Raw genomic sequence first — 21196 nt, forward strand, 5'->3', positions numbered from 1 at the left:
TATAGATAAGAAAAAAGCCGGGGCCAAATTATGACGCCCGGCTTTCTGTATCAGTAAATTTCAGTCGTCAGCGTTTAGCTGCTTGGACCGCCCATGATTTGGGTGAAGGCGTTACGGTTCATCGCCCATGCAGCTTCGTTCGACTCTGCTGCGATTGGACGCTCCTTGCCGTAGGACACCGTGTCGATGCGCGACTGGCTGACGCCGAGGTTCACGAGGTAATCACGGACCACAGACGCGCGGCGCTCACCGAGTGCGAGGTTGTACTCGCGGGTGCCGCGCTCGTCGGCGTTACCGGCGACGAGGATGCGAACGTTCGGGTAGTTTTGCAGCCAGGCGGCCTGACGCTGCAGAACGGCCTGATCGTCGGCGTCGAGGCGGTACTGGTCGAGGTTGAAGTAAACGCGGTCGCCGACGTTCACGCGGAAGTCTTCGAGCGAACCGGCAGCTGGACCGGAGTCGATGACGCGGTTCGGGGTCTCGATGTCGGACTCGCGCACCGGACCGGTGTTCGCATTGCCGTTATCGGAAACTTGCGACGCCGAATTGTCGCTCGGTTTCGGCTTGGAGGCACACGCGGTGGCACCAAGGATCAGAGCGAGGGAAGCAGTAGAAAGAACTAGACGACGCATTGGTTACTCCTTCGTAAGGTCGTTGGCGCGACCCATTAGTGTCGGATTTTGTCAACTTCGTGGCTGACGATTGGTTCCGGAAAAAATAATTTGCCTTCCGGGCCTTCCGCCCGGTCAGGCGTGGCGAGTTCTAGTTGAGAAGCGGCGACCAGGCAGGGTCCGAGCCCTGCGTTGGTGTCGGAATCTGGCGCAGGTTGCGGCCGGTCAGGTCGACAGACCAGAGCTGTGGGCCAGCACCCGGAGCGCGCTCACGGAAGAAGGTGATGACGCGGCCATTTGGCGACCATTCCGGACCTTCATCGAGATAGGATTCCGTGAGGACGCGCTCACCTTCGCCATCGGTACCAATGACGCCAATTGAGAAGCGGCCACGCGACTGCTTGGTGAAGGCGATAAGGTCACCACGCGGGCTCCAGACCGGCGTTGAATAGCGGCCCGAGCCAAAGGTGATACGGCACGCCGTATCGCGGCCACCCGATGGGCAGGTCAGCGGCGAGCCATCTGTATTCATGATGTAGAGTTGCGGGCTGCCACCACGGTCTGAGTTAAATACGATCTGACGGCCATCAGGCGACATTGAAGGCGACGTATCGATCGCAGGATGATCGGTCAGCCTGCGCGTGCTCTGGGTAACGAGATCTCGCAGATAGATATCGGAATTGCCATTCACAGCCTGCGTCAGAAGCACTGACTGTCCATCGCGCGAGAAGCGCGGCGCAAACGTCATGTTCTGGAAATTGCCGAGCACTTCCTGGCGTCCGCTCTGGATATCGAACAGGTAAACGCGCGGACGATTGTTCTCGAACGACATATAGGTGATCTGCTGGTTCGACGGCGAGAAGCGCGGCGTCAGGACCGTGAACGTGCCGGAGGTGAGATATTTCACATTGGCGCCGTCGGAATCCATGATGGCCAGACGCTTTGTGCGGTCATCCTTCGGGCCGGTTTCAGCGACGTAGACAATACGCGAGTCAAAATACGGGTCTTCACCGGTGAGGCGCGCATAGATCGTGTCTGCGATCTTATGCGCGATCCGGCGCCAGTCTTCGGGCTTCGCCGTAAAGCGGCGACCGGCCTGGCCTTCAAGACGCATGACCTCCTCGCCATAAACGTCCCAGAGACGAACAGAGGCGCGGATAAACTCGACACCCTCGATCGTCACCCGGTCAACTTCGCCCACAACAAGTGCGTCGGTCTGAATGATCTTCCAGTCGGCAAAGCGCGGCTGCGTATTGATCGACAGGTCACGCTGGATGAAAGCGCTCTGAGGCGTAATCTCGAAGAGGCCAGTCGACAGCAGATCGTTCTGGATAACGGAGGTGATATCCGTGGCCAGTTGCCGGTCCGCGCCTTCAGCCTCGAAGACTGGAATGGCGATTGGCGTCGGCTTCAGCGTGCCTTCGGAAATGTTCACGGTCACCTGCGCCGTCGCGGCGGGAATGACCGCCACCAAGGCAGCAAAGAGATAGGCGGCAATTGATTTCATCATCTGGCTATCGCCCTTTCCTGACGTCTAGTTACCCGTAAAAGCCGGGCCGAGATTGATATTGGCTTCCTTCCAGAGATCGTAATCATCCCTCGGAAGCCTGTATGGTTGACACTTCTGGACCGCACGCTGGGCCCGCTCGATGGCAAGCTGCATGGGCCGGTCCCCGATTGGCGCACGCGACGGCCGCACAAGATCGAGGTCGAGCACATTGCCTTCAGCATCCAGTCTTGCCCGCATGCTGATATTAAGCCGCTCCGGTTCTGGCTGATCGCCAACCCCGTCCCAGCATGGATAGATCTGATTGTAGAGCAGCTGCTCGATCCGGACAGTGTTGGCCGTCCGCTCACCTGCGCCGGCACGCTGCTCCTGGGGTGCAGGTGTTTCTTCGCGCGGCGGTGTCTCACGGCGCGGGGCCTGCGTTTCCCGGCGTGTTTCACGCTCACTCTGGAAGGTCGACTCAGCGGAATTCAGAAGATTGTCGAGCGCGCTGCTATCACGTTTCGGATTAGGCGTGGCCGGACGCTCTTCCTTTGGCTCTTCTGGCGGCGCTTCTTCTTCCTCATCGGCTTCTGCCTCGAAGTTCGGAAGAATATCGTCCTCTTCCTCAGGCGGCGCAGCTTCGCGGGCCGTTTCGACCTCATCGACCGGTATATCCCGCTCATCGGGGATATCCTCGACCGGAAGCTCTTCGTCTTCTTCGGGCTCCGGTTCCGGCTCTGGCTCGACCTCTTCTTCTTCCGGCTCCTGCGGCTCAAGAACAGGCGCGACGTTCGTCATCTCACCCACATCGACAAGCTCGACCGGCACAACGACAAACTCATCCTCCGTCACGCTCGTCGCGACGTAGGGCCAGGCGATATAGCCTGCGCCAATCACTGCAGCATGCAGCATGACAGATGCCGGAAGGCCTCGGATCATATCCTAGCGCGACTCCTCGGCCTGCGGGTCGGTAACAAGCGCAATGTTGCGATAGCCAGCGCGCTGCATACGGGTCATGACATTCATAACCTGCCCATAATTCACGCCCTCATCTGCCCGCAGGAAGATGCGCTCCTCATAGCCTTCGCCTGCAATCGCATAGAGCGTCGAGACGAGCTCTTCAGGGTTCACACGCGTTTCCTGGATGTAGATCGCCCCACTGGAGTCGAGCGACACTGAAAGCGGCTGGCTTTGCGGCGCACGCAGATTCTCTGCCGACGCTTTCGGCAGCGACACTTCAACGCCGGTGGTCAGCAGCGGCGCGGTGATCATGAAAACGATCAGCAGCACGAGCATCACGTCGACAAGTGGGGTCACGTTGATTTCTGCGGCCATCGCGCGGCGGCCGCGGTTTCGCCCTGTTGGGCCAGCAGCAAATCCTCCAGCCATGACTTATGCCCCGAGGTCCGAAGCGCGGCGCGACAGACGCACCAGAAGGTCCTGGCTGAACGTGTCGAGCTGATCGGCAAACCGGTTCACGTCGCCGGTGAACTTGTTGTAGTAAATGACCGCCGGGATAGCCGCGACGAGGCCAAGGCCGGTCGCGAAAAGCGCTTCGGCAATCGGTCCTGCAACGTTGGTCAGGCTGGTGTCCTGTTTCTCGGCGATGTTGAGAAACGCGTTCATGATGCCCCAGACTGTCCCGAAAAGACCGATGAACGGCGATGCAGACCCAATCGTCGCCAGCACACCCAGACCATTGCTGATCCGGCCGACTTCGCGGTCGACGCCAGCCCGCAGCGAGCGCTCGGCCCGGTCGATCATCATCATGTGATCATTTGGCTCTGGGGCGCGGCGGGCATCGCTCCACTCCCGTGAGATAGACGCATAGATGCGAGAGGCTGCGTCGCTGCCGGACGGCGGCCCGCGGCGGTCAAGGTCATCGGCCCGGCCTGACCAGAACGCATCCTCGAAAGCCTTCGCCCGGCGACGTGCGCTGGAAACGGCGAAGGTTTTTTCGATGATGACAGCCCAGGACCAGAGGCTGGCAATGAGCAGGATGATAAGGACGAGTTTGACCACAATATCGGCTTCCAGAAGGAGACCGAGAAGGGAGAAGCCGGCATCGTTGACAATCGGTGCGGTGACGTCGCTTTCCATGAAATTCCTCTTCTTGCTGGCTGCAGCACAGCCTTTGCGCACGGCCCCCATCAGACCGCACGATCAATCTGCTCCCCCTATCCTACGGAAATCAGGCGGAAACTTGGCATCTGAAGCAGAATATGTGCCGGAGCGCCTCCGGCAGGAGGCCTGGGCGGCAAAAAAGCTGCCGCTTGCCTCAAGACTTGAAAATATAAGGTCGAAGCTGCTCGACCACATCCGGGATGGGGCGACGCGGGCGTCCGTCCACATGGATCATGATGGCGGTGACATGCGCCTCGGCGATGACCTCGTCGCCCCGCCTCGCGGTCTGCTCGAACAGGACTTTTGCGCCCTTCACGCCGGTATAGCGCGAGCAGATCATCAGCGCGTCGTCGATTCTTGCCGCGCGCTTATAGTCCACCTGGACATTGGTCAGGGTGAAGGCGGCAGGCTCTGGCAGCGCCAGAAGTGACTGGTGCGAAACACCTGCATCGCGAAGAAATTCAGACCGTCCCCGCTCGAAGAAGCGCAGATAATTGGCGTGGTACACCATGCCGGTGAAGTCGGTGTCTTCGTAATAGACCCTGACCGGCAGCCAGTGCTGCATCGCGGCATCAAAGGGAGAGACGGCCTCTGCCAATGGTCTAGTGCCTGAAGTGGCGCATGCCGGTGAAGACCATGGCGAGGCCGGCCTCGTCGGCTGCCTTGATCACATCCTCATCGCGGATAGACCCGCCCGGCTGAATGACCGCCGTCGCACCGGCTTCAGCGGCCTGAAGCAGACCATCCGGGAATGGAAAGAACGCATCTGACGCGGCCACACAGCCGCGCGTCTTTGGCGCGTCCCAGCCGGCTACTTCGGCGGCGTCCACCGCCTTGCGGGCAGCGATGCGCGCTGAATCGATCCGGCTCATCTGGCCTGCGCCAATCCCGACCGTGGCCCCATTCTTCACATAGACAATGGTGTTGGACTTCACATGCTTGGCGACGCGCCAGGCAAACAGCATGTCCTCGAGCTCTTCCTCGCTCGGCGCCTTCGACGTGACAACGCGAAGGTCATCCTTCGACACGCGGCCGAAGTCTCGGTCCTGAACCAGAAGGCCGCCCGCCACGCTTTTCACGACACGCCCGCGCGCCAGTGGGTCAGGCACACCGCTGGTCAGCAGCAGGCGAAGGTTCTTCTTCTTCTCGAAAACAGACAGCGCGCCCTGATCAGCGCCCGGCGCGATGACGACTTCGGTAAAGATCTTCGTGATCTCTTCTGCCGTTTCCTCGTCGAGCAGACGGTTCAGCGCGACGATACCGCCAAAAGCAGACGTCGAGTCGCATTCCAGCGCCGCCTTGTAAGCGGCGAGCGCGGTGTCGCCCGTCGCAACGCCGCAAGGGTTCGCATGCTTGATGATCGCAACGGCCGGGCGTTCATCGCCCAGCTCACCGATCAGCTCGAACGCCGCGTCGGTGTCGTTGATGTTATTGTAGGAGAGCTCCTTGCCCTGCACCTGGCGTGCATTGGCAACGCCCGGGCGCTTGTCGCCCGTGACGTAAAAAGCTGCCGACTGGTGCGGGTTTTCGCCATAACGAAGCTCTTGCGCCAGCTTGCCGCCAAAGCCTGCCCAATCCGGCGTCGCATCGTTGAGCTGATCGGCATACCAGCCGGAAATCGCCGCATCATAGGCCGCTGTGCGCGCATAGGTCTTTGCCGCAAGGCGGATGCTGAGGTCACGGCTCACCTGGCCATCATTCGCATCCATTTCCGCCAGCGCGCGCGCCACATCGCCCGCATCGGTACAGACAGCGACCGACTCGCCATTCTTGGCCGCCGCGCGCAGCATCGCAGGCCCACCAATGTCGATGTTCTCGATACAGGTGTCGAAGTCGGCATTGGATGCGACGGTCGCCTCGAACGGATAGAGGTTGATGTAAACGAGATCGATGGCTTCGATGCCGTGACGTTTGGCGTCTTCGCGGTGACTTTCAAGGTCGCGGCGGTAAAGCAGGCCGCCATGCACAGCCGGGTGAAGCGTCTTGACCCGGCCATCCATCATCTCCGGAAAGCCCGTGAGATCTGCGACATCCACAACCTCGAGACCTGCCTCCTTGAGAGCGCGGGCCGTGCCGCCCGTCGAGACCAGCTCGACACCATGAGAGGCGAGCCTCTGACCATGTTCGACTAGCCCGGCCTTGTCAGAAACCGACAAGAGGGCACGGCGGACCTTGAAACGCTCAGTCATGGGCTCGGCGACTTTCATTCTTCTGGAAACCGGCGCCAGTGGGTAGCACCGCAATCCATCAGGTCAACCGTGTGTCGCCGCTTACTCCGCTGCCCGGCGCGGACGGTACTCTGGCACCAGCTCCGCAAGCATCCTGATGGCCTCGTCGCGGCGGCGATGACGGGCATGATCGAGCAGCTCATCGAGCTTCTCATCGAAGTCGTTTGCGACAACCTGCTTGGAGGCAACCTTGTAGATGCCCTCAATGCCGATCACGTTCACCTCTTCATGATTATAGGTGAGCTTCTCGTGCATCTTCTCGCCGGGGCGAAGGCCCGTCGTGCGGATCTCGATGTCCTGCCCCGGCACGAGGCCTTTCAGGCGGATCATCGCTTCGGCCAGTGCCTTGATGCGCACCGGCTCACCCATATCGAGCACGTAAAGCGATGCCGATCCCGGGCTGCCATTATGCGTCGCCGATTGCAGGACGAGCGCGGAAGCCTCTTCAACGGTCATGAAGTAACGGGTGACTTCCGGATGGGTCAGCGTCACCGGGCCGCCCTTGGCGATCTGGCGCTCAAACAGCGGCACGACAGACCCGGATGAGCCAAGCACATTGCCAAAACGAACCATGGACACGGAGAAGTTCGAGGAGACTGCCTGCCGCGTCACGGTGAGCTCTGCGAGCCGCTTCGTCGCCCCCATCACATTGTCAGGATGCACCGCCTTGTCGGTCGACACGAAGACGAACTTCTGGACCGACGAGGTCTGCGCAGCCTTCGCCGTGGTCAGCGCACCGCCCACATTGGTCAGGATCGCCTCGCAGACATTCTGCTCCATCAGCGGCACGTGCTTCAGAGCGGCCGCATGGATGATGATGTCTGGCTCGAACTGCTCAATAGCGCGCGTGACCCGGGCAGCGTCCCGCACATCGCCAAGCTCGGAATTGATCGCCAGGTTGGGGAATTGCTCGCGCAGCGAAAGATCGGCCTCATAGAGATTGTATTCAGAGGAATCGAACAGGGTCAGTGATTGCGGGTTCATGCTCGCGCACTGGCGCGCAAGCTCGGACCCGATCGTGCCGCCGCCACCGGTCACGAACACACGCATGCCTTCGATCATGTCAGCTACGGGCTCGATATCGAGCTGGCGTTCGCGGCGGCGCAGAAGGTCCGCCGGACGCACCGGCAACATCGAGGCTGATGTCTGATCTGCTGCCGCCCCAAGCGACATGACTTCCGTCTTGCGACTGGCCGCCACTTCCAGCACCTGCGTCATGTAATGACGCTCGCGCGCGATGCCTGCCACCGCCACGAGCGGTGTCTTCTCATAGCGAAGGGTCAGAAGGTCGAGCACCTTGCTGAGATCTTCTAGCCCACCAAGCACAGGGATACCGCGGATCTTCCGGCCAAACTCGGCGCCTTCCGGCTCCAGCAGGCCTAGAATGCGGACCTTCGCGCCCTTCTCATCCTTGCCCATGAGCGAGTCGATGCGCGCAGCTTCTTCCGATTGCGCAATGAGAAGCACCATCGGCGCATCCGGGCGCGCGCGAGAGAAAAAGATCTGGAGCGGTCGCTGCGTCGAGCGCCAAAGCGCGACCATCCGGCCTGAAAATATGATGCCAAGCCAGATCACGACGGCAATGACGATCGCCGTGCGCGGTACGCCAACCAGCCTGTTCCAGAGGAAAACAAGCGGCAGGAAGAACAGAGTCGCAAGGCCAACAGCCTGAACAATGCGAACCGCGTCCCGCCAGCCGGAATGGCGCCAGACCTGCTTGTGCACGCCCAGCATATAGAATGAGACAAAGCCGACGCCGGCGAAGATGGCCGTCGTGACGATGCCGCCGAAGAAGCTGTCAGGCGGCGCGCCGCCCGTCATCAGCCAGCGCGTGACCAGCGCAACCGCCATCGCCACCGCAGCTGCTGCGGTGTCGAAGCCAAGCGTAATCGCCATGGCTCTTCGGGCTTCGTCGCGTGGCGTCACTCTGCCTCTTCCTTCAAGAACGCCCACCTAAGGCAATTTGGCGGCGTAGAGCCATCACTATTCGGGTCAGCGCGCCCAGAAAGCACGATCTGCCTGCTTTTCTCTACCACGCCTCGGCTGAGATAGACGGTCTTTTCAAGTTTCGCACCAGAATGGCTCGTCTTGAAATGCCAGATATCGCCAGAATCAGTGCGCAGCCGGATGTAGCTGTCTTTCATCGTGGCCGAAACCGTCGGGTGTAGATGGAAGCGCACAGCGAAGGGTATCGGCTTTTCCAGCTTGCCCGGACCCTGTGACAGCGGGCGCGCAAGCGAATCTTCCCCGGTCAGGCGGCTGCCATCTGACGACATGAAAAGCCTGCGGCGGTGAAGCAGCCCGAACAGGCGCTTATAGCCGCCATGCTGTGCATCCAGCCAGATTTCCTCATTCTCTTCCATACGCTTCGCGAAGATGCCTTCGGGTCCCTCGGGGAATGTCAGGCCAGTTTCTTCATTGCGCTGGAAGGGAGCGGAGTCTTCGGTCGCCAGAACCAGTGTCGAGTGGGCGCCCGTGCGCCGGACCGCTGCGCGCCAGTCAATGTCTGCTTCAGGGCTGAATCCGCATGAGGTCACCAGCCGCGATTCACCGTCCTGAAACTCAAAGGTCAGCGCGCCAGCATGGGCACCATCACCGAAAGGCTGGGCGGGCGCTTCGCCTGCATCCAGGATGAGGCACGTCCCAGCCTTGAGGATTTTGTGAAAGCCGGACTTTGGCGCGACCATAAAACCGCGCGGTTTGCTCTTCATGCGCCCCAGAACCGCATCGACGATCTGCGGCAGGCTCTCATCGCTGTCATTGAAGGGCGGCAGCGCGCCGTCGCCGCTGCGGAAGAAAGCGACCATGCCGCCCAGCCGCTCAATCCACTTCGTCATGAAATCCGGAACGGGCCGGCCGGCCTTCTCAAACGCATCCGCCAGAACGCAGAGGTCCAGCATTGTCCGCAGGCCGCGCGCAGGGGCCCGTGTGACATGCCCACCATCCGGCAGGATCTGCGCTGTGCACTCGCTCTCCAGCAGCTCAAGCGCCTCATCGAGGCCCTCGCCTTCCTTGAGGCAGAGGCTTTCGAGCACCATGACGCAGGCCACACGCCAGCGCGCGATGAAGTCGACACAGTCCGGCTGCAGCGCCTCGATATGGCGCAGATGACGCGCCAGCGTCTCAAGCCGCCGCTCAATCTCGGCAGGCTCGCCGCGCGTGAACAGCATGGAGCCGCACAGCATCCAGTTCCAGACGCGGTCGCCCGCGCAACCGATCCGCCAGGCAAATCCGTTGAAGCGTCCGAAATTGGCCATCCAGTCATCGACAAGATAGCAGGCCCGCTCAGCCCCCGCCTCGCCCTGGGCGAACACATCGGCCAGCCAGTCAAAGCGATGAACCCTGTCGGCAAAATGGCGTGATGGCAGCGGCGCCGTCCAAGGCGGCAGCCCCTCATTCATCTCGATCTTGTCCGCGCCGATTCGCCAGACATCCTTCATCAGGCTTTCGCCGCGCATATGGTCAGGCGGCGCAATCGGGTCGGGATAGATGGAAAAGCCGTCTGGCGTGGCACCGGAAATCTTCAGCCGGTGAATGGGAGAGGCGGCAATGTCCTGTCCGCTGATCCCAGCGAGACGCATCCACAGATCCGCATCCTCCTCGGGAGTGCGGCGTGGGGGTGGGGTCGATTTGGCGTACTCCACTGCGGTCACTCGCCTGGTGCTTATAGCTCTACTGGCCGTCTTCTCCACGAAGCGCGGCGATGTTGCGAGCATAAGCATCCGCACCCCCCTTGAACACAGCCGATCCTGCGACGATCGCTGTCACCCCAGCCTCGATTGCACGAGGCGCCGTTTCCGGAGTCAATCCGCCATCGACCTCAAGAATGATGTCGCGTCCACAGGCATCGATCTTCCTACGGAATGACTCAATCTTTCTGAGCTGGCTGTCAATGAAACTCTGGCCACCAAAGCCCGGATTCACTGACATGACGAGGATGAGGTCGATATCATCGATGATCGGATCGACCACTTCGGCCGGGGTGCCAGGGTTGATTGCAACGCCCGGACGCATGCCGGCCGCGCGGATCGACTGGAGCGTGCGGTGAATATGCGGTCCGGCTTCTGGATGCACGGTCAGTATATCTGCGCCAGCATCGGCAAAGTCCTGAATGTAAGGGTCAACAGGTGCGATCATCAGGTGAACGTCGAACGGCTTGTCTGTGTGCGGACGCAGCTTCTTGATCACCGGCGCGCCGAAAGTGAGGTTCGGCACGAAATGCCCATCCATCACATCGACATGGATCATGTCGGCGCCAGCGGTATCGATGGCGCGAATTTCTTCGCCCAGACAGGCGAAATCTGCAGACAGTATCGAGGGGGAGATCATGACGCGTGACATGGCACGCTGGGTAAGGCGAAACCGCCGCAAGCACAAGGCTCACGGCGGCATCGATGCTTCAGTTTCAGCAGGCCCGAGACCCGGCCCGGCAAAGATCTAGTAGCGTGAGTAGCCCTGCGCTGGCGACACCGTGGTGCGGCCACCTGCATAGGTCACGTTCACGCGCTGGCCCGGATACATCGCGATGTCCGCGCCCTGCACGACTTCAACCGTGCGGCCGCTATCGAGCTGCACCGTATAGGCAAAGCCGCGGCGGGTGTTCATACCCTTGCCAAGCTCATTACCCGCCAGGCCGCCAAGGACTGCACCGCCAACGGCACCAGCCGTCTGTGCTTTGTCACCGCCGCCAAGCTCAGAACCCGCAAGACCGCCGAGCACCGCGCCAGTCGCTGCGCCAAGAATGTTGTTGTCCGGCCGGATCGTGACTTCGCGCACATCGCTGATCGTGCCAAGCTCGACCTGCGAGGCATAGCCAACATCATTCGGGCTCACTGTGTTTGCGCCATAGGTGCTCGCACAACCAGCCAGCGTGAGAGTAAGGGCCGCGAACGCGCCTGCCATCAGACGGCTAGGCTTGGCGACTTGAGAGACGTTTGTATTCATTATCCGGATCCTTTGACTACGGGACAGGACAAAGTATCCGCCCCGCACGCTGAACGGAATATGAATTCTGGGCGGCAAGAATAAGGCAGCCGAATACTTTTCGGCGACTGATAAACTCAGGCCTTCCTGCGAAGTCTCGAGATGAAGAAGGCGTCGTGCGCGAAATCGCCCAGCGGCAAGGTGAGCAGGTCGCCTGCCCCTGTCAGTGCGCTCGCGAAAGGCCCGGCTTCCTCGGCGCTGATCGGCGCGCGCTCCAGCTCCGTATCCTTCAGCGCGGCCGCCACAACATCAGCCCCTTCACGCTTCAGCGGCGTGCAGACGCAATAGACGATGGTGCCGCCCGGCTTCACCAGACCCGCCGCTGCCTTCAGGAGGCGTAGTTGTACTTCAGGGAAGCGCGCAATGTCGTCAGGCCCCTTGATCCACGCCCCTTCCGGGTGACGCCGCAGCGTTCCGAAAGCCGAACACGGCGCATCCAGCAGCACGGCGTCTGCCTGCTCGCCCGGCGACCATGTCTCGGCATTCGCCGCGACAATCTCCACGCCGTCCTGAAGCCCGGTACGCTCAAGGTTCTCTTCGACCCGCTGCAGACGCGTTTTCGACCGGTCGACCGCCACCGTCTTCGCGCCCATGGCCGCGATCTGCATCGTCTTGCCACCCGGCGCCGCGCACAGGTCAAACACGGTCTGGCCCGGCTCTATGCCCAGAAGCTGCGCCGGGATCGCGGCCGCTGCATCCTGAACCCACCAGTCGCCCGCGCGGTAGCCTTCAACACCCGCCACATCACCAGAGGCAACCCGCAGGCTGCCAAGCCCGACGCGCTTCGCGCCTATCCGCTTGGCAAGGTCTTCGGCAAAGCCTTCATCACGGACGGTAAGGTCCAGATCCGGCTCTTCCATCTGCAGGCGGGCCAGCGCCGATGCGCCCTCCACACCCAGCGACGTCATCAGCTCTACAGTCAGCCAGTCCGGCCAGACAGATGTCACCGGCGCCGCATCGAAAGCGGTCCGGTCATTCACCGCCTTGCGCAGCACCGCGTTCAGAAACCCCGAAGCAGAGCGGGCCCGCGCCCAATGCTTGGCCGCGTTCACCGTCTCGCTCACCACTGCATGCGCCGGCGTATCAAGGATCCAGCTTTGCGCCGCCCCAATCCGCAGCAGCGCCCGCGCCGGCGGTACGGCCGTCTCGATTGGGCGGTTGAGGAAAGGCGCAAGCCCCTTGTCGATACGGCCCAGCTGGCGCAGCGCGGCGCTCGCCATGGCGCGCGCAAAGCCCCGGTCCGGGCCGGTCAGCGCGCCATACGTCTCCGAAAGCTCCATCGCCTCATCCAGCGTGCGGCGATTGTCGAGGGTTTCAATGAGGAGATCGGCGGCAGCTTGTCTTGACTTGGATGCGCTCATCCCCACGGCCCACGGGCTGTGACCGTTTCGGGATAGAGCCGCTCAGGCGGCGCCACATTCATTTCCATGGCGAGCTTGTGCAGCGCCTCGACACGGTTGGCGGTAGAAGGATGGGTCGAAAACAGATTGTCACCTTTACGCCCGGCAAGCGGGTTCATGATGTAGACGTGCGCCATGGCCGGATTGGCTTCGGCGCGTTGATTGAGATTGGAACGTGCGCCCCTGTCTATCTTTTCGAGCGCCGAGGCAAGCCAGTAAGGGTTGCCGCAGATTTCTGCGCCCCGCTTGTCGGCTTCATATTCACGCGAGCGACTGATCGCCATCTGGACGAGGCCCGCCGCCATCGGCGCAAAGATCATGATGGCAAGCGAGGTGAAGATCCCGCCGCGTGAGCGGTCACCGAAAAAGATCGCGAAATTGGCCAGCATGCCGATGGCACCTGCCAGCGTCGCCGTCACCGTCATGGTCAGCGTGTCGCGGTGCGCCACATGGGCCAGCTCATGCGCCATGACGCCGGATACTTCCTCACGCGTCAGCGTATTGAGAAGCCCTGTCGTCGCACAGACGGCCGCATTCTTCGGGTTACGGCCCGTCGCAAACGCGTTCGGCTGCGGCGTGTCGATAATATAGATGCGCGGCGCAGGCAGACCTGCATGGGCGGCGAGCGCCCGCGTATCGTTGGCGAACGTCCTGAAGATCGGGGAGCGCTCATCTGGCGAGACTTCGCGCGCGCCCTGCATGCGCAGCACGATCTTATCGGCATTCCACCAGGAATAAACATTGAGCAGGAGCGCGACCGCAAAAGCGATCGCCATACCGACAACGCCGCCCACCAGATATCCGACAGCCATGAACAGGGCTGTCATCGCAGCCAGCAAGACAAAAGTCTTCATTGTTCCCGCCATCGGGCGCTCCTTGATGCTGAGGGCAGACGTTTTAATATTTTGCGTTGATCTATATGGAAAGCGTTAACACGCCTGAGAAGCGTATCGCCGCAAGCATGACAATATTCTAATGAAAAAGCCCCTTCCCCCCGAAGCTCAACGCGCCCTCGACGAAGCAAAAGCGCGCCGTGAGGCTCAGCTAGAGCATGAAAAGGCGCTCGAAGCTGAGCGCGAAAAGGAAACCGGCGGCCCCCGTCACCGCGAACCCACGCGTTTTGGCGACTGGGAACGCAAGGGCATTACTTACGACTTCTAGGACTGCTGCCTGTCGTCAGCCTGCATTCTTTAGAGTTCTGCACGTCGCACGCGAGCGCCGTTCCCCTCTCCGGTTAAGCCGTTTGCTTCGCCCCTCCTGATCACGTTTACTGGTCGTTGGCCCTGCATTTGCTGCAGGACACAGTAGATCGACCGGACTTTCGCTCAGGAGGCGAATACTATGCCATATCGGTACAAGGCGGCCCTGCTTGCTGCATCCGCAGCGCTTCTGGCGACACCTGCGCTCGCAGACGGTTATGAGAACCGTCCGGTCAACCGTGGCCCGGCGCCCCTGCAGGCACACGCCCAGCAGACACCGCCCGAGCCCGGCTGCTACCTGGTAGGCCATGACACCTGGTCATGTCCGCCGCTGCCACAGACGGCGCACCGCTCTCATGGCACAGCTCATTCCAGCCATCACGGCTATACCAGCGCGCCAGCCCGCAGCGTTGCGAGCCACAGCGTCAGCCATGGTGGCTACGCGTCGACGGTCTCGCAATCTTATGCGGCAGCACATGCCGGCCACGCACACGCCTATGGCGCAGCTTGCAGCGGCGGCTACAACACCATTGCCGCGCGCCCTGCACAGGTCAGCTATGCGACGCACACAGCGGCATACCCTGCGACGCGCTCATCATCTGCGGCTTACTCAACCCGCACAGTCTCTTATTCTGCGCCGCGGCCCGTCGCCGTTTCGCGCACCGCAACCCGCAGCACCGGCTACGCAACACGGTCCGCCACACGTTCGACAAGCTATGCCCGCCGCGATGTCGATCTCGACATTTCAGGCTTTGATGGCGGCGTCGGCAACGGCGTTGACGGCGGCTATTATGGCGGCGGTGGCGGCTTTGCCTATGCCAGCGCCAGCTCCTCGGCGAGCGCCTTGTCTTCAGCAGCCGCCTCATTCACCTTCAATGGCAGCTTCCGCGGTGGCGGCGGCGGCAAGAACCATGGCGGCGGTGGGTGCAACACCTGCGGCGGCGGTGGCCATAAGGGCGGCGGCTGGAAAGGCGGCGGTCATGGAGGCCACAAGGGTGGTGGCCATGGCGGCGGCCGCGGCGGCCACAAAGGTGGCGGACACGGCGGCGGCGGACACTAGGTCCGACGATTGTCAGCCGCCTTCCTGCCCGCTAGGAAGCCAATGTCTGAAAAGGAAAGGTCGGTGCGGTTAGCCCGGCCCCTGTGCAAACAGGTCCTGACCTCGCTTCGGCGCTGAGTCCCAAGGCCTTGAACGCCCCACAATTGTGCGTGGGCGAACCAGAAGGTTTTGGATATGCAACATCAGATCGCGGTTATTACCCTCGGAGTCTCGGATATGGCCCGCTCGCGCCGTTTCTACACGGAGGGCTTTGGCTGGAATCCCGTATTCGAGAATGAAGACATAATATTCTACCAGATGAATGGCTTCGTCCTCGGCACATTCGAGAAGACCGCGCTTGAGGCCGACATGGCTCGCTCAGGCCATACCTCGCCCGGCGCCTTCTCCCTCGCCCACAATGTGATGAGCAAGAGCGAGGTGGAACCCGTCATGGACCAGCTTATCGGCGCAGGGGGCACTTTGCTGAGAGCCGCAGACGCACCCCCACATGGCGGCTTTCGCGGCTATGTCACCGATCCCGATGACCATGCCTGGGAAATTGCCTGGAACCCGCACTGGCCCATCAGTTCCGACGGGCACGTCACCTTTGCGCTCTAGCCAGCCAGCGCAAGTGGAGCCGACTGATCAGACCGCCGCGACCTCGATCAGGCTTTTCGCACTCGCGATGATCGCCTCATCGGCCGGGATGGGCTCGATGCCCAGCAAGGTCTTGAGCTTCTCATTGGTATAGCCGCGCTTCTTGCCGAGCTCTGGCAGAACCTGTTTCAGCGGCGGATTGACCTGCGCAAACAGGCGCACCAGCCAGTTCGGCAGCGTGCCCTTCGGGATCTTGCGATCCGGGAAGGCCTCACGCAACACTGCGCCCATCTCGTCCATCCAGAGCACATCGCCGCCGCAGATAAAGCGCTCACCGACCGCTTCGGGGCGGACCATCGCCTCGATATGCGCGCGAGCGACATCCCGCACATCGATGATGCCAAAGCTGAGCTTCGGGAACGCAGGCAGCTTCCCCTCCAGCGGCTGGCTCACCAGTTGCAGCGAGGATGAAACATCCGCGCTCATCGCAGGGCCAAGCACAGCGACCGGATTGATGACGGCAAGCTCCAGCCCCGCGCCCTCACCCGTCACATAATCCCAGGCGGCGCGCTCCGCGATGGTCTTGGATCGGGTGTAGGCCGTGTTGTCTTCCAGATTGTCCGGGTTGGACCAGTCCACTTCGCTCAGCACATCCGGCCGCTTGTCGCCCCAGCCATAGGCAATCGCCGCCATCGACGAGGTCAGCACCACCCGCTTCACGCCCTCGGCCTTGGCGGCTTTCAGCACGCGCAGCGCCCCATCGCGCGCAGGCACGATCAGCTCATCGGCTGATTTCGGCGTTTCGGACGGAAATGGAGAGGCCACATGCTGGACAAAGTCCACGCCCTTCACCGCCTCGGCCCAGCCTTCATCCGTGTTAAGGTCGGCCGCAACGATCTCGATGGCGACGGGCTTGCCCGCATAGGCAGACAGGATTTCATTCAGCCGCGCCGCCTTGTCCGTCGACCGCGCCGTGCCTCGAACCTCATAGCCCCGCTCGATCAGCTGCAGGATCAGATGTGACGCGATAAACCCCGTCGCCCCGGTAACCAGTACCTTTTCCATGACACTCCCCTTCTGCCTTCGAAGGTTGATGCCCGGCCGGGCTTTGGCAAGCGAAATCGGCGAAATGCTTGGCAAGCCGACTGCCCGCTCCGCTGAAAGTCCCAGGCAACCACCTGCCTCGGTAGAATTGATGCGCCCGGCTCTGTTGCCTGCAAACTTGTCCTTTTGACAGGCCAACCGAACCGTATAACTTGCGCGCAGACGTTCTGATCGGCCTGCGCCAGCATGGCCTCAGCCGTCGCGCGAGGATCGCCGGACAGGCCCAGCGATAGTGTATTATTGTCGGCGACGAGGCGGGGCGCGGCATGAAGGACATTTCGAGCGCGACCCATGATGGCCGCGCACCGACGGGCTACCGGCCGGACATTGACGGCATGCGGGCGATTGCCGTTGTCGTTGTGGTCCTGTTCCACCTCGGCACCTTCGGCTTCGGCGGCGGCTTCATAGGCGTCGACATCTTCTTCGTGATTTCCGGCTTCCTCATTACCGGTCTGATCCGGAATGAGGTTGAATCGACAGGCGCTTTCCGGTTCGGGCACTTCTACTTGCGCCGCGTCCGACGCCTCTTCCCGGCCCTCGCCGTTACGCTTGCAGCCAGTTTCGTTGCCGCGATCATCCTGTTCCCGCCAGAACCCTTACAGCGCTTCGCTGGCTCGTTCATCACGTCCATCTTTAGCGTGTCGAACATCTGGTTCTGGCAGGAAGCTGGCTATTTCGACGCGGCCTCCATCACCAAGCCGCTCCTCCACACATGGACGCTTTCGGTCGAAGAACAGTTCTACTTCGTCTGGCCCGCCCTGCTCTTCCTGCTGCTGCGTCTCCCGAACAAATCCGCCCCGGTCTGGGGTCTGCTGATTGTCGGCATACTCAGCCTGCTCTGGAATTTTGACCTCGCCTATCTCGATTCAGCGGTCACCCGCACGGTTGCCCCGCCCTTGGCGGACTGGATGGCGAATGATCAGGCGTCGATCTTTTACCTCACCATGTTTCGCATGTTCGAGTTCGCGATCGGCGCGCTGCTGAACTGGTCGCCTTCACGGATACTGCGCAAAGGATGGGCGGCCGAAGCCGCTGCTTTCCTCGGCCTGGTGATGATACTAGTGCCCGTCGTTCTGTATTCCGAAACCGACATCTTCCCAGCATGGCGTGCGCTCATCCCATGCATCGGCGCCGCACTCCTCATCCAGTCCGGTCAGACCGCCCGTATCGCCGGCTGGATGCGCACGACGCCCGTCGTCTGGGTCGGCAAGATCAGCTACTCGCTCTACCTCGTCCACTGGCCGCTGATCGTGTTCTACCTCTACTGGCGCGGTCAGTCGCAGGCGTCGGCCGTCGAGCAGATCGCCCTCTTTGCGGCCACGGTGGCGATTTCGGCGCTGATCTATCAGTTCATCGAACAACCGCTGAGAAAGCCCGGCCCGACGAAACAGGCAGACCGCAGATTCCTAGGCGCCGCTGCAATGGCGGCGAGCGTTTTCGTGGGCCTCGGCGCGATGATCTATCTCACAAACGGTGCAAGCTGGCGCTATTCATCTCAGGACGCCCTCTTCCTCGAAGCGGCTGCCGTCGAAGAAGACCACTCCTGTTTCATGGCGCCGTCGCTGACCTACCGGGACATTGATCCTGCCTGCTATGAGATCGACCCCGCATCATCGAAGAAGAGCATTCTCCTGTTCGGAGACAGTACCGCCGAGCATCTGGTCAGCGGCTTCCGCCAGGTCTTCGGTGAGCGTTATCAGGTGCTGCAATACTCCGGCGCGACCTGCCCGCCGGTTCTGGGTTATTCCGAGCCCCACACGCCGAACTGCCCGGCCAATGTTGAGTATTTCCTGACGGAGGTCATCGCGGCCAACCAGTACGACCTAATCGTCATATCCAATACTGGCCGATGGGACCCGCTCGCAAAGGGCTTTCCGGAAACGGCGCGGCGCCTCGACGCCGCTGGCATACCGTACGTGATGATTGGGCAGATTCCGTATTTCGGAGAGCCCCCGACCGAAATTATCGCACGGCTTCCGGAAGGCGCAGATATCGGCGAAGCGCTGCGGGAAAAGCTACATATCGGATGCAAAGGGACAGAGCTCGGCGTCGATGAACTCGTTCCGGCAGACAGGTTCTTCTCCATGGATGAGTTCATGTGTGAAAATGGCGTGCCACGCTACGAAGTCGGCGGACGGGCCATCCACAAGGATCATATTCACCTCAACCCTCTGGGGTCAGTGATGGCCGCCCGCGCGATCAGGGACTGGCTACAGGAGACGGGCAACCTCCCATGACGTGAGACGGAACGATCTGAGCAGGCTTCGCATCCGCGACCAGCTCAGTCCGTCCCTGCCTCAGGAAAACACGTCGCCGATATGGTCGACCCGTGTGCCATCTTTCAGCTCGCGCAAGTGAACATAGAGGACAGAGACGCCAACTGCCCCGACGATGGCGAGCGCCGTATCGACGACGACGCTCGTCAACATTGCTGGCATGCTGATCCCACCGCTCGCCATGACGCCGCCGACGCCAATACCAATCGATAAGAGGCCCAGCACAGCGCCGATAATGAACAGGATCACATAACCGATCAGGATCAGGCCAAAGATCTGCCAGCGTGAGCCGCGCGTGAGATCCGCGCTACGACCAAAGCTGCCGAAAATCCCGGCCTTGTCGATCACCAGCGCCGGCACCACCACGGCCCAGACAGTGAGCAGGATGAGGCCGGGGATGATCAGCAGAAGGAAACCGATCGTGAGGCCAATGCTCATGAGGATGGAGACAATGAAAAGCGGCAGGAGGGCGCGCAGCGCCGTACCAATGGCCTCTCCAGTGTCACTAGAACCGCGGTTGAGCGAGGTGACCGTCGTATGCACGACGGCGGCCTGCAACATGAAAGGAAAGAGCGCGTAGAGCAGGTTGGCCAGAAAGTAGCCCAGCGAGAAATTCATCTCGAACGTACCGCCTTCAAGGGACCGCTCCAGCATCTGCGAGGAAAATAGCGCGACCAGCAAGGTCGGTACGCCGACAAAGACGAGGCCTAGCACGACGAGGTCGACAAACTTGCGGCCGATCACGCTGAATGTCTCGCTGATAACCGCGCCGATATTGAGTGTCTTTTCCATGCCAGCCTCACAATGCCCCTGATGCGGTTAGCGGAGCACAAGGTTCGGGGCGCGGCAAGCCGGTCGGAGCGAATTTCTCGGGCCTAGCCCCGCTTCTCCAGCACGGTCACTTTTTGGGCTGTCTTCTTGCGGTCGCGCCAGGTGATGTAGACCGCCGAGGCGATGATAATCCCGGCGCCGACCCAGACATTTACGCCCGGCAACATGCCAACGATAACGAGGTCTGCGCCCGTCGCCATAGGCAGGCGAAGATAGTCGAGCGGTGACAGGAAGGACGCGTCTCCAATGCTCACCGCCGAGATATAGCAGAACTGCGCCACGAACCCGACGCCCGCCATGACGACGATCCAGCCCCATGTCTCCAGCGACGGCATGGACCAGTAATAGATGGCAAAGGGCAGAAGCAGGATGGACGAGAGCACATTGGCATAGGTCAGCAGCGCGACGGCCGATAGCTCTGCCGAAAGCGTCTTCACCAGCACGATGGCAAAGGCGAGGAAGAAGGCGCTGAGGATCGCGCAGATCGTGCCGGTATCGAGGTGAAAGCCTGCGCCAGGCGCAACCGGCATCCAGAACACGAACACCCCCGGCACCACCATGATCAGCACCCCGAAAAAGCCGATAATGACCGCGCCCCAGCGATGAGGCCCGACCACTTCGCGCAGGAAAATCGCCGCCAGCACCGTCACGAAAAGCGAGCGTGAAAAACTGATCGCGTTGAACTGCGAGAAGGTCAGATTGAAGTCTGCCGAAAGCGCCACGATGGCCAGCGTAAAACCCAACGTCCCGAACAGCGAGCGCAAGAGCAACAGGCCCGGATGCTTGGTCTTCATCTTCGAAATGCCGACCCGCATGATGATCGGCACCGACATGAAACAGGCAAAGAAGGCCCGCCAGAACGCCAGGAAAACCGGGTGGACTTCCTCGGTCAGCGTCTTTGACAGCACCGTATAGGCGGTGAAGCCGACAGCCGAAAACAGCATGAAAAGCGCGCCGAGGGCATTGCCTGACAGCCTGCCTGTACTAGGCTCGTCCTCAGTTTCCATTTCTGTTTCACGGCTCATGCAGACCTTTTCCCAATCTGACCTCGACGAGATCGACAAGCTATGGCGAAGCGTCCCGGCCGACCATATGTGGGCCGGATGGTCAGCAGCCGGCGCAGAGCCGGAAGAGGTCTGGCTCTACCGCACCCGGGCGCACTGGCGCAAATTCCCGCTCCGCAAGACAGATGATGGTTTCGCACTCTTTGACGAGAAGGACCGCCCCGTCGCCGAGGCGGCCTCACTCGATGACCTCCTGATGGCAGTGGAGAGCATCCCTGCCCTCGCCGCCAGCGAGCCCGCCAAAAGCTGAC

At 61.4% G+C, this 21196-nt stretch carries 21 protein-coding genes; 5 read left to right on the top strand and 16 right to left on the bottom strand.

The window, feature by feature from the left end:
• Window positions 1–74 precede the first annotated feature (74 nt).
• The 13 genes from pal to htpX form a co-directional block, all read right to left on the bottom strand.
• Window positions 75–632 (bottom strand): peptidoglycan-associated lipoprotein Pal, encoded by a 558-nt coding sequence (gene pal, locus D1222_RS05480; RefSeq protein ID WP_119453188.1) that lies wholly within the window; start codon window positions 630–632, stop codon window positions 75–77.
• A gap of 130 nt (window positions 633–762) precedes the next feature.
• Window positions 763–2121, bottom strand: a complete 1359-nt coding sequence (gene tolB / locus D1222_RS05485; protein WP_119453189.1) for a Tol-Pal system beta propeller repeat protein TolB — start codon at window positions 2119–2121, stop codon at window positions 763–765.
• Between the two features lie 24 nt (window positions 2122–2145).
• On the bottom strand, window positions 2146–3039 hold the full coding sequence (locus tag D1222_RS05490; protein ID WP_119453190.1) for a hypothetical protein: 894 nt from the start codon (window positions 3037–3039) through the stop codon (window positions 2146–2148).
• 3 nt (window positions 3040–3042) lie between these two features.
• On the bottom strand, window positions 3043–3489 hold the full coding sequence (gene tolR, locus D1222_RS05495; RefSeq protein WP_233348522.1) for a protein TolR: 447 nt from the start codon (window positions 3487–3489) through the stop codon (window positions 3043–3045).
• A 3-nt stretch (window positions 3490–3492) separates the two neighbouring features.
• Window positions 3493–4200, bottom strand: a complete 708-nt coding sequence (gene tolQ, locus D1222_RS05500; protein ID WP_119453742.1) for a protein TolQ — start codon at window positions 4198–4200, stop codon at window positions 3493–3495.
• A 178-nt stretch (window positions 4201–4378) separates the two neighbouring features.
• A complete protein-coding gene (locus D1222_RS05505) occupies window positions 4379–4789 on the bottom strand; it encodes a YbgC/FadM family acyl-CoA thioesterase (RefSeq protein ID WP_325049219.1) in 411 nt (136 codons plus the stop codon).
• A gap of 37 nt (window positions 4790–4826) precedes the next feature.
• Window positions 4827–6413 carry a bifunctional phosphoribosylaminoimidazolecarboxamide formyltransferase/IMP cyclohydrolase gene (gene purH, locus D1222_RS05510; protein WP_119453193.1) on the bottom strand — a complete coding sequence of 529 codons (1587 nt, stop codon included), beginning with the start codon at window positions 6411–6413 and terminating at the stop codon, window positions 4827–4829.
• Window positions 6414–6494: 81 nt separating this feature from the next.
• The gene (locus tag D1222_RS05515; protein WP_147371818.1) at window positions 6495–8378 is read right to left on the bottom strand and encodes a polysaccharide biosynthesis protein; all 1884 of its coding nucleotides are present in this window, start codon (window positions 8376–8378) and stop codon (window positions 6495–6497) included.
• The gene (locus D1222_RS05520) at window positions 8375–10033 is read right to left on the bottom strand and encodes a heparinase II/III family protein (RefSeq protein ID WP_233348523.1); all 1659 of its coding nucleotides are present in this window, start codon (window positions 10031–10033) and stop codon (window positions 8375–8377) included. Before D1222_RS05520 ends, D1222_RS05515 begins: the two co-directional genes overlap by 4 nt.
• 91 nt (window positions 10034–10124) lie before the next feature.
• Complete coding sequence (rpe, locus tag D1222_RS05525; protein ID WP_119379415.1) at window positions 10125–10793, bottom strand: ribulose-phosphate 3-epimerase; 669 nt, start codon at window positions 10791–10793, stop codon at window positions 10125–10127.
• Between the two features lie 96 nt (window positions 10794–10889).
• On the bottom strand, window positions 10890–11396 hold the full coding sequence (locus D1222_RS05530) for an outer membrane lipoprotein (RefSeq protein WP_119453196.1): 507 nt from the start codon (window positions 11394–11396) through the stop codon (window positions 10890–10892).
• 116 nt (window positions 11397–11512) lie between these two features.
• Window positions 11513–12796, bottom strand: a complete 1284-nt coding sequence (locus tag D1222_RS05535) for an RsmB/NOP family class I SAM-dependent RNA methyltransferase (RefSeq protein ID WP_119453197.1) — start codon at window positions 12794–12796, stop codon at window positions 11513–11515.
• Complete coding sequence (gene htpX, locus D1222_RS05540; protein ID WP_119453198.1) at window positions 12793–13701, bottom strand: zinc metalloprotease HtpX; 909 nt, start codon at window positions 13699–13701, stop codon at window positions 12793–12795. Before htpX ends, D1222_RS05535 begins: the two co-directional genes overlap by 4 nt.
• 109 nt (window positions 13702–13810) lie before the next feature.
• Between htpX and D1222_RS05545 the strand changes: the two genes are divergently transcribed.
• The 3 genes from D1222_RS05545 to D1222_RS05550 all read left to right on the top strand — a co-directional run bounded on the left by D1222_RS05545 (window position 13811) and on the right by D1222_RS05550 (window position 15691).
• Window positions 13811–13996 carry a DUF1674 domain-containing protein gene (locus D1222_RS05545; RefSeq protein ID WP_119453199.1) on the top strand — a complete coding sequence of 62 codons (186 nt, stop codon included), beginning with the start codon at window positions 13811–13813 and terminating at the stop codon, window positions 13994–13996.
• A 180-nt stretch (window positions 13997–14176) separates the two neighbouring features.
• Window positions 14177–15094: a hypothetical protein gene (locus D1222_RS15645; RefSeq protein WP_147371819.1), complete on the top strand. Its 918-nt coding sequence runs from the start codon at window positions 14177–14179 to the stop codon at window positions 15092–15094.
• A 174-nt stretch (window positions 15095–15268) separates the two neighbouring features.
• The gene (locus tag D1222_RS05550; protein WP_119453200.1) at window positions 15269–15691 is read left to right on the top strand and encodes a VOC family protein; all 423 of its coding nucleotides are present in this window, start codon (window positions 15269–15271) and stop codon (window positions 15689–15691) included.
• A 27-nt stretch (window positions 15692–15718) separates the two neighbouring features.
• On the opposite strand, the gene D1222_RS05555 is transcribed toward D1222_RS05550, so the two are convergent.
• Window positions 15719–16735: an SDR family oxidoreductase gene (locus tag D1222_RS05555; RefSeq protein WP_119453201.1), complete on the bottom strand. Its 1017-nt coding sequence runs from the start codon at window positions 16733–16735 to the stop codon at window positions 15719–15721.
• Window positions 16736–17040: 305 nt separating this feature from the next.
• Between D1222_RS05555 and D1222_RS05560 the strand changes: the two genes are divergently transcribed.
• Window positions 17041–19011 (top strand): acyltransferase family protein, encoded by a 1971-nt coding sequence (locus tag D1222_RS05560; protein ID WP_119453202.1) that lies wholly within the window; start codon window positions 17041–17043, stop codon window positions 19009–19011.
• A gap of 60 nt (window positions 19012–19071) precedes the next feature.
• Here the strand turns inward: D1222_RS05560 and D1222_RS05565 are convergent, their stop codons facing one another.
• A complete protein-coding gene (locus D1222_RS05565) occupies window positions 19072–19842 on the bottom strand; it encodes a hypothetical protein (RefSeq protein WP_119453203.1) in 771 nt (256 codons plus the stop codon).
• A gap of 83 nt (window positions 19843–19925) precedes the next feature.
• On the bottom strand, window positions 19926–20906 hold the full coding sequence (locus tag D1222_RS05570) for a DMT family transporter (protein WP_119453204.1): 981 nt from the start codon (window positions 20904–20906) through the stop codon (window positions 19926–19928).
• Here D1222_RS05570 and D1222_RS05575 point away from each other — a divergent pair.
• Window positions 20905–21195 carry a hypothetical protein gene (locus D1222_RS05575; RefSeq protein WP_119453205.1) on the top strand — a complete coding sequence of 97 codons (291 nt, stop codon included), beginning with the start codon at window positions 20905–20907 and terminating at the stop codon, window positions 21193–21195. The genes D1222_RS05570 and D1222_RS05575 overlap by 2 nt on opposite strands.
• Window position 21196: the final 1 nt, after the last annotated feature.

The organism is Henriciella algicola, assembly GCF_003576245.1.
Taxonomy (GTDB): Bacteria; Pseudomonadota; Alphaproteobacteria; order Caulobacterales; family Hyphomonadaceae; genus Henriciella; species Henriciella algicola.

What these genes read in the sequence shown, in the direction of transcription:
- pal (WP_119453188.1), bottom strand. Translation starts at nt 632, where the DNA reads ATGCGTCGTCTAGTTCTTTCTACTGCTTCCCTCGCTCTGATCCTTGGT.
- tolB (WP_119453189.1), bottom strand. Translation starts at nt 2,121, where the DNA reads ATGATGAAATCAATTGCCGCCTATCTCTTTGCTGCCTTGGTGGCGGTC.
- D1222_RS05490 (WP_119453190.1), bottom strand. Translation starts at nt 3,039, where the DNA reads ATGATCCGAGGCCTTCCGGCATCTGTCATGCTGCATGCTGCAGTGATT.
- tolR (WP_233348522.1), bottom strand. Translation starts at nt 3,489, where the DNA reads ATGGCTGGAGGATTTGCTGCTGGCCCAACAGGGCGAAACCGCGGCCGC.
- tolQ (WP_119453742.1), bottom strand. Translation starts at nt 4,200, where the DNA reads ATGGAAAGCGACGTCACCGCACCGATTGTCAACGATGCCGGCTTCTCC.
- D1222_RS05505 (WP_325049219.1), bottom strand. Translation starts at nt 4,789, where the DNA reads ATGCAGCACTGGCTGCCGGTCAGGGTCTATTACGAAGACACCGACTTC.
- purH (WP_119453193.1), bottom strand. Translation starts at nt 6,413, where the DNA reads ATGACTGAGCGTTTCAAGGTCCGCCGTGCCCTCTTGTCGGTTTCTGAC.
- D1222_RS05520 (WP_233348523.1), bottom strand. Translation starts at nt 10,033, where the DNA reads ATGCGTCTCGCTGGGATCAGCGGACAGGACATTGCCGCCTCTCCCATT.
- rpe (WP_119379415.1), bottom strand. Translation starts at nt 10,793, where the DNA reads ATGTCACGCGTCATGATCTCCCCCTCGATACTGTCTGCAGATTTCGCC.
- D1222_RS05530 (WP_119453196.1), bottom strand. Translation starts at nt 11,396, where the DNA reads ATGAATACAAACGTCTCTCAAGTCGCCAAGCCTAGCCGTCTGATGGCA.
- D1222_RS05535 (WP_119453197.1), bottom strand. Translation starts at nt 12,796, where the DNA reads ATGAGCGCATCCAAGTCAAGACAAGCTGCCGCCGATCTCCTCATTGAA.
- htpX (WP_119453198.1), bottom strand. Translation starts at nt 13,701, where the DNA reads ATGGCGGGAACAATGAAGACTTTTGTCTTGCTGGCTGCGATGACAGCC.
- D1222_RS05545 (WP_119453199.1), top strand. Translation starts at nt 13,811, where the DNA reads ATGAAAAAGCCCCTTCCCCCCGAAGCTCAACGCGCCCTCGACGAAGCA.
- D1222_RS15645 (WP_147371819.1), top strand. Translation starts at nt 14,177, where the DNA reads ATGCCATATCGGTACAAGGCGGCCCTGCTTGCTGCATCCGCAGCGCTT.
- D1222_RS05550 (WP_119453200.1), top strand. Translation starts at nt 15,269, where the DNA reads ATGCAACATCAGATCGCGGTTATTACCCTCGGAGTCTCGGATATGGCC.
- D1222_RS05555 (WP_119453201.1), bottom strand. Translation starts at nt 16,735, where the DNA reads ATGGAAAAGGTACTGGTTACCGGGGCGACGGGGTTTATCGCGTCACAT.
- D1222_RS05560 (WP_119453202.1), top strand. Translation starts at nt 17,041, where the DNA reads ATGAAGGACATTTCGAGCGCGACCCATGATGGCCGCGCACCGACGGGC.
- D1222_RS05565 (WP_119453203.1), bottom strand. Translation starts at nt 19,842, where the DNA reads ATGGAAAAGACACTCAATATCGGCGCGGTTATCAGCGAGACATTCAGC.
- D1222_RS05575 (WP_119453205.1), top strand. Translation starts at nt 20,905, where the DNA reads ATGCAGACCTTTTCCCAATCTGACCTCGACGAGATCGACAAGCTATGG.
- D1222_RS05570 (WP_119453204.1), bottom strand. Translation starts at nt 20,906, where the DNA reads ATGAGCCGTGAAACAGAAATGGAAACTGAGGACGAGCCTAGTACAGGC.